This is a genomic window from Vallitalea pronyensis, from assembly GCF_018141445.1.
Classification (GTDB): Bacteria; Bacillota; Clostridia; order Lachnospirales; family Vallitaleaceae; genus Vallitalea; species Vallitalea pronyensis.
Genome location: NZ_CP058649.1, coordinates 3,855,174 through 3,869,389 on the forward strand (window position 1 = coordinate 3,855,174; position 14,216 = coordinate 3,869,389).

Annotated in this window: 9 protein-coding genes; 2 read left to right on the forward strand and 7 right to left on the reverse strand. The window is 37.5% G+C overall.

The window, feature by feature from the left end; genetic code table 11:
- The first annotated feature begins 92 nt into the window (after positions 1–92).
- Positions 93–677 carry a LysE family transporter gene (locus tag HZI73_RS16310; protein ID WP_212694442.1) on the forward strand — a complete coding sequence of 195 codons (585 nt, stop codon included), beginning with the start codon at positions 93–95 and terminating at the stop codon, positions 675–677.
- Between the two features lie 123 nt (positions 678–800).
- On the opposite strand, the gene HZI73_RS16315 is transcribed toward HZI73_RS16310, so the two are convergent.
- From HZI73_RS16315 to HZI73_RS16325, 3 genes are all read right to left on the reverse strand, one after another.
- Positions 801–1,451, reverse strand: a complete 651-nt coding sequence (locus HZI73_RS16315) for a response regulator (protein ID WP_212694443.1) — start codon at positions 1,449–1,451, stop codon at positions 801–803.
- A gap of 288 nt (positions 1,452–1,739) precedes the next feature.
- Positions 1,740–2,465 (reverse strand): hypothetical protein, encoded by a 726-nt coding sequence (locus HZI73_RS16320; RefSeq protein ID WP_212694444.1) that lies wholly within the window; start codon positions 2,463–2,465, stop codon positions 1,740–1,742.
- 250 nt (positions 2,466–2,715) lie between these two features.
- Entirely contained in the window at positions 2,716–3,306 is a 591-nt protein-coding gene (locus HZI73_RS16325) for a hypothetical protein (RefSeq protein ID WP_212694445.1), read from the reverse strand.
- A gap of 450 nt (positions 3,307–3,756) precedes the next feature.
- On the opposite strand from HZI73_RS16325, the gene HZI73_RS16330 reads away from it, so the two are divergent.
- Entirely contained in the window at positions 3,757–6,045 is a 2,289-nt protein-coding gene (locus HZI73_RS16330) for a glycoside hydrolase family 95 protein (RefSeq protein ID WP_212694446.1), read from the forward strand.
- 112 nt (positions 6,046–6,157) lie between these two features.
- Here HZI73_RS16330 and HZI73_RS16335 read toward each other — a convergent pair whose 3' ends face one another.
- The 4 genes from HZI73_RS16335 to HZI73_RS16350 form a co-directional block, all read right to left on the reverse strand.
- Positions 6,158–8,515, reverse strand: coding sequence for a hypothetical protein (locus tag HZI73_RS16335; protein WP_212694447.1), 2,358 nt, complete (start codon positions 8,513–8,515; stop codon positions 6,158–6,160).
- Positions 8,516–8,596: 81 nt separating this feature from the next.
- Complete coding sequence (locus tag HZI73_RS16340; RefSeq protein ID WP_212694448.1) at positions 8,597–10,099, reverse strand: sulfatase family protein; 1,503 nt, start codon at positions 10,097–10,099, stop codon at positions 8,597–8,599.
- A gap of 33 nt (positions 10,100–10,132) precedes the next feature.
- A complete protein-coding gene (locus HZI73_RS16345) occupies positions 10,133–12,019 on the reverse strand; it encodes a glycoside hydrolase family 97 protein (protein WP_212694449.1) in 1,887 nt (628 codons plus the stop codon).
- Positions 12,020–12,042: 23 nt separating this feature from the next.
- Positions 12,043–14,178, reverse strand: a complete 2,136-nt coding sequence (locus tag HZI73_RS16350; RefSeq protein WP_212694450.1) for a glycoside hydrolase family 3 N-terminal domain-containing protein — start codon at positions 14,176–14,178, stop codon at positions 12,043–12,045.
- Positions 14,179–14,216: the final 38 nt, after the last annotated feature.

The window sequence follows — 14,216 nt, forward strand, 5'->3', positions numbered from 1 at the left end:
AGAAGATGATCCTTTTACTTGACAACACATAAACTGTATTTTATATTATCTATACGTACATACTTTTAAATAAATGAAGGAGATTCATCGTCATGCCAAGTATAGCTAATTTTTTATCTTATGTATTTTTGACTACCTTCACACCAGGTCCCAATAATATCATGTCCATGTCCAATGCCAGTCGATATGGTCTTAAAAGGAGCATACGCTTTAATTTGGGCATTTTTACTGGTTTTTTTATCATCATCGTGATGTGCAATATTTTTAGCGTTACTCTCTATCAAGTTATCCCCTCTGTAAAGCCTCTTATGACGTATATTGGAGCAGGCTATATCCTCATGTTAGCTTGGAAGACTTTTAAAAGTAAACCAGGTAAGAAAGGCACCATTAATACATATACCGATACATTTCAATCTGGATTACTCCTACAATTTGTCAACCCAAAAGTTATTCTTTATGGGATTACCATTGTGTCAACTTTTATTGCACCTTATTATCATGCACCTATGATACTGGGTGGGTTTTCACTCTTCTTAGCTTTTATAAGCTTTGTATCCACATGTTCTTGGGCGTTGTTTGGCTCCCTCTTTCAAAGTTTTCTCTCCCATCATTACAAAATCATCAACCTTGTTATGGCTTTACTTTTAGTGTATTGTGCTGTATCCCTCTTTTTTTAAGTACTAAAAAAACACCCTGTATCTTAATCATACATGTTCTCTGGCTGCTTCCCTTCCTTTAGGTAACAAACACAAAGTACGTGCATGATAATGCAGGGTGTTTACTTCATACCCAGTGACACGTTAATCATACTCTAAATGCATAGCATTGATGGCTAACTTTACTCTATTTTTTACATTGAACTTATGTAACAGGCGGGAAACAATGTTCCTCACCGTTCCTTCTGATAGAATAATTTCTTTCGCAATTTCTTTATTACTCAAGCCTTCAATAATGAGTTTAATCACACTTAATTCTCTTTCTGTTAGTTTAACACGAAGCTGATTGTTACGGTCACTTTTATTTTTCAACTTTAATCGCATAGGACTAAACATTTTATTATCCATTAGTTTCATACCGATTGCCACACTTTTAATGCAAGGTATGAGGTCTTCTGGATAGATTGTTTTTGATAGAAACGCATCCACATTATTTTTTATGGCGGACTCGATATAGGGCACTTGGTCATAACTGCTTAGTATAAATATTTTTACATGAGCATGACGGGCTTTAATCATTGTTGTTGCTTCGATTACAGATATATCCGATACCTGTAAATCGAATAAAATAATATCAGGTACTGTCTTTTCACAAAATAATAGGGCTTCATGAATGCTTTGCCTGCACCCAATTACGTGGATATCATCATCTTGTTCAATAATTTGCTTTAAGCTATGGGCCGATACATTTTCATTATTAATTATTAAAATCTTAATCATCTTATTAAAGTACATATTTTATATAAATATTAATGTACTTTCCACCTCCATCTATACTTCCCAACTTGATACACCTTATTTTATCAAATATTGTTTGAATATTAAATACTATTAGGCTATATTTATCATTATTTAAGTAGGTAAAAAAACCCATTTCTTTTATAGAATTAAGCCAAACAATAAGGATTCTATTTTTATGTATATGATAGAGGGATGTGCTTTAATACTTAATTCAATGATTAGGTATGAAAAAACAGACCCAAAACATACTGTTTTGAGTCTGCTCACTATAATGTGTATCACCTATTGTTGAAAAGTAACACTATCAATAATACTTTGTATAATTGCAGGTGATTCTTCATCATCGTCATAGTAGCTTCCTTCAATTATTATTGCATAATCGTTCATAATGGCTACATATGATGTCATGATACAATTATCTTCATCTATTGACATTACTGCTGTGTAAGTAAGGAATTTTTGACCACCTAATTCTACTTCTGTTAATTCAGTGGTTTTTTCTTCATCACATAATAAATTGGTAGTTGCACGATCAAACTCTGCATAACCCTGAAGTGATTTATAAAATTCTTTATCAAATTGTTCAACTGTACATGTTACATTTGCTAAACCAGTTGCATCTGTAAAACAAAAAATATCGACACTTTCAGCTGTTGCTACTTCACTTACATCAGATAATAATGATTTATCAATTAATTCCTCTTCCGTATATTGATACCAATCTTCAGGTATTTCAGCTTGAAGGTTAAAAAAGTCATTCTTATAAATATTACCTTCTGTCACACCTAAAGTAAGTACACCTGCACTGGCAGATTCTGTTGGATCATCTGTACTATCTGTATTTCCCTCAGTTTCATCATCTGCATCATTATTTTGATCATCGGCTGAGTCCACTGAACTATCAGGTTTACCGGTTTCAGCAGAATCACCATCTTTGCTTTGACAACCTACAAAAGCCATCATTGTGAATACAAGTATTAAACATAATAAAATTTTAATCTTTTTCATTGTTATCTCCATTTCATTTTTAATTGTGCCACATATATACTCTTTTAACGCGTTAAATCATTCATCCTTTGTTTCAACATACAGCTATAGCATTATTTGAGCACTACATATTTTGCATGCTCTTTCAGCACATAACGATTATAATATGTTTATAAAAAAATTGTCAGATGTCGATTGGCTATTTTTTTTAGTCAAATGTCATGTATCTTTTCATAAAAATGACAAATGTCACTGAGTCTGTTTTACTTTTTTATTTTTCATTATTAAACGTAACACTATCAAAAATATCTTGTACCCCTTTTGTATTTGCTTCATTTTCTATATAGGAAGCTTCAATTTCTACAATGTAATCATCAACCATTACAGAATAATTTTGATATTTTAAACTTTGCTTGTTTGCCTTTAATGAAGCACACTTAAGGTCTGCAAAAGTGCCTTCCTCTACTTCACCAACATGATCGTCGTATATTGTTTCAATTAGATCACAGATAGATTCCACATATTCTTTTTCTGTTGTATACAAATCTTTTTTCATGGGATGCACCTTACATAAAACAGTACCCATTTGATCTTCACTGGTTAACTTCATAATACATACATCTTCTTGTGCTGTAATATCACTCATTTCTGACAAAAATGTCTCTTGAAGTCTTTCTTCTTCACTTGCTTGAGACCATCCCTCTGGAATGTCAACTGTTAGGTTAATAAAATCATTGGTATAGGTATTACCTTCTGTTACACCCATCGTCGGTAATTTTTTTTCTTCTTTTTTTTGGCACCCTATAGCAGCCATCATGATAAATACCAGTAAGAAACATACTATAATTCTATTCTTTTTCATTTTCTTTCTCCATTCTATTTTTTAGATGTGCTCACATCACTCAATTTCTTAACAATGTCTACTATTAACTTTCATGATAACTGACATGTGTATCATTCAATCAAGTATATGCTCCCCTTTTTGAGCACCTAGAGATTATACAACTTTTTCTCAGAAAATATTAGATGTCAATTGACTAAATATTATGGTCATAAGTCATCTAATTTTTACTATCTATGACAAATGTCATCCTAGCTATGGTTGATTATGCATTTATAGAAGTATCATTTGACTTGCAGTTTAAACACCATTTTTCTTAACCTGTTAGAAGTAACCATTAGGCTCTATAAGTAACAATTTGGTCCTACTAAAAAACATATCTGTATACTATAATTTAGTCAAGTAAACTGAGAATAGCCATTTATTTATGGCATCATTGTATCTACAAAAAGTTATATGGAGGACAAGAAGATGAATATGTGGTATAACAAACCTGCAAATGCATGGTTGGAATACTTGCCAGTTGGTAATGGAAGACTCGGTGCCATGATCTCTGGAGGCGTTTCAAAGGAAATACTTCAACTCAATGAGGATTCAATCTGGTATGGCGGACCTGCGGAAAGAGTTAACCCTGATGCAAAGGAAACCATAAAAAAACTACAGACCATGATCATGGATGGAAAAGTATGGGAAGCGGAACAACTGGCTTTCATGGGTATGACAAGTACACCAGACAGTCAACGGCATTATCAAACAGCTGGAGAATTATTAATTGAGTACCCTAATCTAAGTGAGGATTTTTCTGCGTACAAAAGAGAACTTGACCTTTCTCAGAGTCTGGTTCGTTCATCCTTTGTATGCAATGGTGTCCAATATGAAAAAGAATGTTTTGCCAGCTTCCCTGATCAATTGATTGCCTATAAAATAAAGGCTGACAAAAAGAGAAGTGTGTCTCTAAAAATAAGATTAGCTAGAGGCAGGTATCTGGACTACTGTGACAGGGATGGACAGAATACCATTATCATCGGCGGAACAAATGGCGGAAAAGGCGCTATTGACTTTACTGTTGCAGCAAAAGCCAAAGCGAAAGGCGGTAAAGTATATGTCCTTGGGCAATTTCTATTTGTTGAAGATGCCGATGAAGCCGAAATCTATCTTTCCATGGCAACCACATTCTACAACAGCCATGCAAAAGAAGCTGCTCTAAGAGCATACAATGTCTTACAGACAAAATCATATGAAACGATAAAAAAAGATCATATAAATGATTACAAAAACATCTATGATCACATGCATTTTACCTTAGGCTCTCAAGAAGAAATGGATTCATTGGGTTCTAAACCTACTGATGAACGGCTCCAATCTATCTTGAATGGCAGTGAAGATGTTCCTTTTAATGCCTTGTATTTTCAATATGGAAGATATTTACTGATATCATCCAGCAGAAAAAATTCTCTCCCTGCTAATTTAAGAGGTATATGGAATAATGAATTCGATCCACCATGGGACAGTAAATTTACCATTAATATCAATATAGAAATGATTTATTGGGCAGCTGAAATCTGCAACATGCAGGCATGTATAGAACCTTTATTTGACCTGATAGAACGGATGCGGGTAAGAGGTAGAAAAGTAGCTAAAGACATGTATGGCTGCAAAGGTTTTGTTGCCCATCACAATACGGACTTGTGGGCGGACTGTGCACCACAAGACATCCATCGGGCTGCATTTTGGAGTTTGGGTGCTGTATGGATATGTTTCCACCTATGGGATTATTATGATTATAGCAGAGACGTGGCATTCTTGAAAAAAGCCTATCCTACCATGAAAGAAGCTGCAGCGTTTGTCTTAGATTATCTTATGGAAGACAAAGACGGTTTTCTAGTGACTTGCCCTTCCCATTCACCTGAAAATAGCTACTACTTAGAAGGTAGACGGGATGTAAAACCCAGTATGACTTATGGACCTACATCGGATAATATGATTATTTCATATTATTTTAAAAGGATTCTGGAGTCTGCGGACATATTAGGGATTCAAGATGATTTTGTTGAAGATATAAAAGCTGCGTTAAAAAGAATCCATCCTATAAGGATAGGTAAACACGGACAGATACAGGAATGGGTTAAAGATTATGATGAACCCGAACCTGGTCATCGTCATACGACGCAGCTCATTGCTTTTCATCCTGCAAATGATATTACATTAAGAGGAACACCTGAGCTTGCTACAGCTGTAAAACGCACCCTTGAAAGAAAAATTGAGTTTGGGGAAACAGCTTCTGAAGGATGGGCAATTGCTTGGAAAGCTATTTATGGTGCAAGGCTTGAAGACATCCCTATGGCTGAGGAATTCTTAAACATGAATTATGTCAGAGCCACTGCACCAAACCTTTTTGGACTATGTGTAACCAAGGATTTATTTGTGATGGATGGCAACCTAGGCGTTGTTACTGCTATAGCAGAAATGCTCTTACAATCTCATGCTGACGAATTATCATTACTGCCCTGCTTAATTCCAAGTTGGAAAGAAGGAGACATAAAAGGGTTAAGAGCCAGAGGAAAATATACAGTAGATATGAAGTGGCATGACGCCAAACTGGATAAAGCTATTATTTATGCAGGTAAAGACGGACTCTGCCGAGTTAGAGGCAAACATCCTATCATGGTTCAAGATGTGGTATATCGACAATTAGAAGCATGTGTTATTGAGTTTACTGTTCAAAAAGGTAAAACATATACCATTGTCCATAAGAGATAAGAATGGTATCCAAAAAGTTGAACCATACATATATTAAGTGAAGATATAAGTAAGGGGCTGTTTTAGACGCAGCCCCTTTATTCTAATCCCATTTTTCTATTTTTTCATTATCCTAATAACTTTTTTTCAGCCAACCCATTCCCTTCTTACATGTGGTGGACAGTTCATCATCATCAAAGTGTATCTGAATATCATACAGATGTTTTATATTGATATGGACAGCTGTGACAATGGGTTCATAGGGTTCAATGATTAATTGTTGATGGTTTCTTTGAACGGCACAATTAAATGCGTGAATATGACCTTGATCATCTTCAAAAATATAGGCCGATGTTAAGGCTACTTCCTCAAGACATTTAAAATGTTCATGTACATCGTTATCACAACACCAACCATCATCAGGTAAAGTGATGTCTCCTGCTTCTCCAACCACATTGGCTTCTTGGTGCATGGACACTTTACCTTTAGGCCTTTTATACCATCCACTTATCATATCCACATATTGTTCTGAAATAACTTTATCTCGTCTATGGTATTTACCAGTATCTTGTTCAGTTTCCTCCCAAGCATGTACGGGTACATGTGGGTCAACAATGAAAGCCCATCTTAACTTACCTGTTTCGCCATCAATTAACTGCATACATGCACCTAAGGTATCCATGGTCTGATATAAGTAATCGATGTTGCCTGTTAGCTGATACAGATACCATGTGGCATAGGTTTTCCAGGAAGTCCATCCATGGGGACTGTTGATCATGTTCTTATTAAGTAACACATCATATTGAGCCTCCCAGAAACGAATGGTTCCTCCATTCATGCGACAATCGGGGATAATCATCTGTTCCAAGCACCGATGTTTCTTTATCATGTATTCCGCCACTTGGGTATATTTCTTTTTGTCCTTCTCATCTTCTTGCACTAGAGCAAACATGGCTAACTGTAAAGTTGAACAAGATAGCATACCATCTTCAAAAGTATGTTCACCTTCCGTTCCAATGTTGTCTTTTCTTACAGCCAGATCATCAACAGCTTTTTGTACAGAGCTATAATGTCTTTCATAGCAATCATGCCATTGGGCATCAAGCTTTCCTAGTTCTTTTTCCACAAGAACCAGTTCAAGCATTGATTTCGCCATATAGATAACACTGGTATAGTGCTCACCCATGGCATCTTCTCTTCCTGAACCCCAGCCTGTTTCTGTTCTGTAAGCACCATCTTCGCCCTGTTGTAAAATCAGCCAATCGGCTAATTTACTGGCTAAATGAAGGTAATGAATGTCTTTTTTTGCTTCATATGCATCAACTAATAGACTAACCATGGAGGCTGTATTGCAAATCCGCTTGGCCATGATGATGGGTTCGCCTTTATCAACATCGTACATTAATGGCAGAATTTCTTTGAAATTGTCTTCAACCTGGGCATCCAGATTCTTATCTGGAAAATGTTTTGCAGCTAAAAAACCTGAAAAACATCCATACCAACTCTCTAAGTGGGTTGATGCTTTTTGCTCCATGGAAATGGATGCTTTTCGCGCTTGTTTTAAATACCAAGACCATTGATGGCGTACATATATCTTTGCTTCTGTTTCATAGCCATTTGAACTAATGGCAAACAGGTTATACACACCTGGTTCATCCAATCCATCATAATGCATAACACATGGGCTACCATGGGTCCTGCCAATAAGTATCCTATGATCTTTTGTATTAGGCTTCTCAATATATAATGCTGTTTCACAATCTGATAGTACCTTAATGGTCAATGTTTCATTTTTCGTTAAGGTATAACGCTCCGCTTGTATCATGGGCACATGACAAGCTCTTATCATATATTCTTGAACAGATGCTACACCATCTATGGGCATCAAATAGAATGTCCAGACTTTCTCTTCTCCTGGCATAAGGTGTTGTAAGTTTTGGGGATGCCTTTCTGGAAGAGGTCCTCCATGAAGCAAATCCATGTTAACTGTATGAATGCGATGCCCGCCGTAGCCATTGACACGATTATAATGCATGTGCCATGATGCTACTGGTTGGGGTGAACAGATACCTATTATTTTATTAAGCGGCGACATAAAATAGCCCCAAAAAAAGTTCTTTTCACAGCGTAACATAGTGGGAAAGTATTTATCATTCCATTGGGGATAGCTATCCATATAGGTATCAATACCCAGCTTCAAACCAACTTTTTCAGGCTTAAATACGCTAAGGCCGTTATTTTTTAGGGTTGCTGTGATGGTTACTTTCTCTTCTTCCCACAGATACCTTAACCCATAGTGAATACTGTCCTTTTCACCTTCAAACGCATAGGGACTTAGTTTGCGCATATCCACGTTATATTCCTTATGGTTGGCCACACCATACCATTGAGGTCCTATATAATTCACGTCCTCTGTAAAAGGCACGTGTATATCTTCTTCTTGATTCTGAAAAAGAATATATGCCAAGGTACCGTCTTCTCTAATTTTCATCTATTCACCTTCATTTCCACTTATCTATTTGTAGATGGTCCAATCTACCTGATGATTCATGTACGTCGCTGCACCCTTTATTTATCGCGTCTCAATCAATCTTTTTACCAATTCAGGATAACGGTCATCTTCATCCCCAACTTCTTTCTTCATATGAAGAAGTTGAGCCTTCAGATCTTTCACTACTTCTTGATACTCTTGGTCATGGTACACATTCTTTAACTCAAATGGATCATTTCTTAAATCATAGAGTTCCCACCCTGGTGGTGTAGGTTCTTGTAATGCATGCTTTGCATCCAAGGGTAAACCGTAAAAGAAGATTAATTTATAATCTTTGGTCCGAATACCATAATGGGCAGGGTTGTCATGGTGGGTGAGATGCATCCAGTATCGATAATAGATTTTGTTGGGCCAATCCGCAGGCGTGTTCCCTTTTATATTCTCCCGAAATGACCTTCCCTGCATAACGTCTGTTTTCTGTAAGCCTGCATAATCAAGTAAAGTGGGCGCAAAATCCACATTGGATATCACATCTTCAAGAACCGTTCCTGCTGCAATTTCTTTAGGATATCGCACTAAAAATGGCATCTGAAGAGCTTCTTCATAGATCCACCGTTTATCAATATAATCATGTTCCCCAAGAAACATGCCTTGGTCAGATGTGTAGATAATGATGGTGTCATCCAGGATACCTTCTTGTTCAAGGTAGTCAAGCAGCTCCCCTACACTATCATCTATGCCTTTTACCGTTCTTAAATAATCTTTTAAATACTTTTGATAGGCAGCCTTTGTTCTCTCTGTCTCATTGAGCCCTGTAATGTCTAATTGCCCTGTTTGATAATTCGGATCACTCATCAATGTGACAGCATTACGTACAGGATTTCTTTCGGATACGGAAGTGCCGTATGTCCTTGTGGCTATAGAACGATGACTCTTGTCTTCCCACAAACTATCCGGCTCAGGTATGTCTACACCATCAAGAATATGCTCATAGCGAGGATGGTATTCAAAATTATCATGAGGTGCTTTATGATGACACATGAGCATAAATGGTTTATCTCTATCACGTTTTTTAAGCCAATTAAGGCATTTATCGGTAATAATGTCCGTGACATAACCTGTGTGTTGTTTTCCTTGATCTTTATGATGTATGTTTTCGATGGCATCCCAGTCTGTTTCCTTATCCCAAAAATAAGGATTAAAATAGTATCCCTGACCAGGAAGCACATCGTAATAATCAAACCCTTTTACTTCGCAGTGAACATGCCACTTACCCACAACTGCCGTTTGATAGCCGTCCTCTTGCATCATAATTGGGTATGTGTTTAAGGAAGGGTCCATTTCGTCTGCTAATGTTTTCACCCCATGCACATGGGCATACTGTCCAGTGAGTATGGTTGCTCTACTGGGCGTGCAGATGGCATTGGTACAATGTACATTCTGTAAAATAGCTCCTTCTCGTCCAATACGATCAATATTTGGGGTTTCAAATACCTTTGCTAATCGAGAACCATAAGCACTGATTGCATTGGCACCATGATCATCAGACATGATATATAATATATTAGGTTTTTTATTGGCCATAACATAACCTCCTTGCAACAAATTTCTATCATTTTACGATTGGTGTATTTTTTCCAGTAAAATACTTTGCCCGCCCTTTTTAGCAATATGCACTTTATGTATAAAATTGCTGTCGACAGTCATGTCATCTATTCTTACATGGGTTCTCGTGTTTACATGGGGATCATCTGAATAGATTGTAGCTTTATAGGTACAATGACTGTCTAAGAAATCAAAAGGTATCGTAAAGTTCCTATCTTCTTTTTCCGCATTCATAATACCCATAAACCAGTTGTCCTTACTTCTTCTTGCTACTACTGCATAATCACTTATTTTGGATTGCAAATAACGTGATTCATCCCAAACCGTAGGCAGCACATCATAAAAAGCCAGTTCTGGCACTTCGTCAATAATACCCTCATTGGATTGTGAAGGGATATTGGCTAAAGACGCTCTTGGCATATCATACCAATATAAACACTGTAATGGGCTATACAGTACTACAGATTTAGCTAACTGATAAGCGTGAGAATTATGGGTATCTACACGATTGTTAAAATAACAAACGGTATTATCAGCCGCACCACAGATCATCCTTGTAAAGGCCGTTGTAAGGGTCATTGAATTCTCTTGAACTTCTTCATCACCACGAACACCCTCTTGGGTTAGTAGATTGGGATAGGTTCTGCAATAACCTGTAGGTCTGTATTCATCATGAATATCCACCATCATTTCATAATCTGCTGCCTTTCTCACGGCTTCATGTAACCAACTGGTCCAATGTTGACTGCCTACATTCACAAACCCAAATTTAATACCTTTTACGCCCCATGCTTTATAGATAGGCAGGATTTCATCCAATTGATTTTCAAGTGCCCGCCTATTGACATAGAGCCATACGCCTACATTCTTGTCTTTACCATAGTCAATGACCTTTTGAAGGTCCAATTCTCGATGATCAAAACACTTATTTAAATCTTTACTGACATAGGTTGCATCTGACTCTTCATCATATTGATTACCGTACCAACCTGCATCTAATAAAATATAGGCGATACCATGTTTTGAAGCAAAATCAATATAAGCTAAGCCTCCTTCTGTGGTAAGTGTCATCTCTCTTATGACGGTCCCTGGCTTTATCCAAGACGTATCTTTAATGGCACAGGGTTCGTTTAGATTCAATACAATATCATTATGTTCAACAAGCTCACCTGGACTGTGAGCTGCCATAATAACCCGCCAAGGTGTTGTTAAAGGTAGGTCCCTCGTCACTTCACTGGTTAATGTACTGCTTAGGCAATACTTCTTATCATAGCTGATTCTTAGCTTCATTCTTGCATAATCCACAAGCCCAGCTTCCAATATAGCCATATATAAATCGTCATTCACTTCAATGGTTAATGGCCTTTCACATTCACTACCAATCTGCGATAGTTTCACTTCTGAATAGGCACCTTGAGCCTCATAAGTTGCCCATGCAGTATGATCATCCATCAATTGAAACTGTGTCACTTCATCTTGGATACAGAATGTCCTCTGATTATCTTGACGCTCTCTATCCAATATGTATCTAAAAGCAACCCCTTCGTTATAAGCTCTGAACTCTAGTTCCATACGAACGCCAGTAGCCTCATGGTATAAGGATATATTCATTTGATGATACGCATCAATAATCGCTTCCCTTTCCCCATAAACAGGGTACCAGGTGGATGCATGGTCATGGGTTGTAAAATGTTTTTCAATAAAACAAGAACTAAGATTAGCTTCATTGGACATCATGCTTTTATTGTTGAGGTTGGTTTCAAATCCCAAACAACTTTTATCAATGATTGTTTTCTTTTCATAATCAACACGATAGACTGGACAATTATTGCCCCTTTTTGCCTTTTCTAAATTGAAGAATACGTCATACTTACCATCTGGCGAACTTATTTTTCGCATGATTTTACTCCTTTTCCTATATCCTATGCCTCCAATATGAAAGAGGTTTCTTTGTAGTGTGTTGAACTGTTTCCTACCATGACTGTAAATTGCCCAGGTTCTACCATCCATTTCCCTTGATTTCTAAAGGAAAGCATTTCTTCATTTATCTCAAATGTTACTTGGATAGACTTACCTGGTTCTACCTTGACACGTTTAAAGCCTTTTAACTCCTTGGATGGTCGCGTCACCGAACACAAGTCATCATGGAGATACAACTGGACAACTTCTTCTCCTGTCATTTTGCCTGTATTTGTTACGTTAACACTTACAGTAAGTGTCTCACTTTGCTTCATGGTTTTTGCACTCAGCTTGGGTTCACTCATTGCAAAGGTGGTATAGCTTAATCCATAACCGAATGGATATAAGGGTTCTGGACTTGATTTATAATACTTTTGCTGACGTCCAAATGGCAATTTATTATAGAAAGCAGGAACCTGACCTACATTTCTAGGTACCGTAATGGGTAATTTCCCACCAGGGTTAAGATCACCAAAGATAGTTGATGCGATGGCATGACCACATTCTTGCCCTAAATACCAGCCTTCAAGTATGGCAGGAATGTTATCTGCTGCCCAACCGATTGAATTGGGTCTACCATGTAAGAGTATCAGCACAACAGGTGTCCCTGTTTCATAAACGGCTTCAATTAATTGTTGTTGGTCGCCTACTAAATCCAGTGTATCCACATCTTCGTTTTCCTTACAGGTTAATTCGTTGCCACCCACTGCAAGGATAACTACATCGGATGCTTTAGCCAAGTCTACAGCTTTATCGATGTCTTGTTCAATAAAGTCTGTGGGTGTACAGCCTTCAGCATGTACAATCTCCGTATCATCTCCTACATATTCCTTGATGCCATCAAGAATGGTTACAAAGTATCTTGGCTTAGATGTGGAATAACCTCCAAGAATTTTCGTATTGGCATTAGGCCCTAATACAGCAATGCGATTAAGCTTTGAAGGATCAAGAGGTAATAGGTTCGCGTCATTCTTTAGGAGAATGATGGACTTATGGGCGGCTTCAAGAGCCACTTTATTATGTGCTTCTGAATAGAGAATCTCTTTATAATTATCCCTTTTTATACCAAAAGATCTTTTTGTATCTGCATAATGAATATGCTCATCGCTATTAAATACGCCTTGCATGTCTAAGAAATCTTCTTGTACTGCTGTACTGCCTTCTTCATCAAATAAACCAATTCTAAATTTTGCTGTGAGCACATTGGCAACAGCTTGATCAACCAGTGCCATATCAATGTCACCTTTTTTACAAGCTTCAGCAAAAAGGGTGCCATACCCACGATTTTCTCCCATGGGACACATCCATGCTAATTCTGAATCAACACCTGCTTCTAATGCCATAACAGCCGCATCATTCAGGTCCTTTGCTACTTTCATGGTTGTATGAAGCATTCTTATATCACCATTATCTGAAACGATCACGCCATCAAATCCGTAATCTTTTCTTAATACATCTTTTAGAATATAATTGTTAGCATGACAAGGCACACCATTTAGGGAGTGGTGAGCAGGCATAATGGACCCTACTTTTGCTTGTTCAACAGCAACCTTAAAAGGTGGTAAATGTACTTCATGTAAAGCCCTGTCAGATATTTCAACAGCTGCACCATTATTACCTGATAATGGCTCTGCATCTGCTACATAGTGTTTTGCGGTGGCAATAATACGGTCTTTACTAAACCTATCATCGCCTTTACCTTGTAAGCCATTAATAAATGCTTCACCAATTTTGGAAACTAAGTACGCATCTTCACCATAGCTTTCTTCTGTACGCCCCCACCTACAATCCCTTGTAACCCCTAACATAGGTGTATAGCAATGATGGATTCCCAATGCGCGAGCCTCTCTTGCAATAACGGTGGCTACTTTTTCAATTAAATCCGTATCCCAGGTGCTGCCGAGAGCAATGGCTTGAGGGAAACTGGTGGCTTCTTCTGCTGCCACACCATGAAGGCATTCTCCGGGCTGTAGATTAGGTATGCCTAACCGCTCAACACCATTGGGATAAAAGGATGCTAATTGGAGAATCTTTTCTTCCATAGTCATTAATGGTAGTAAGTCCTTTACCCTTTCTTCAATAGGCAAGTTTTTGTCCATATACTTATGCTTATTATCCATCGCTTTGATCGATCCTT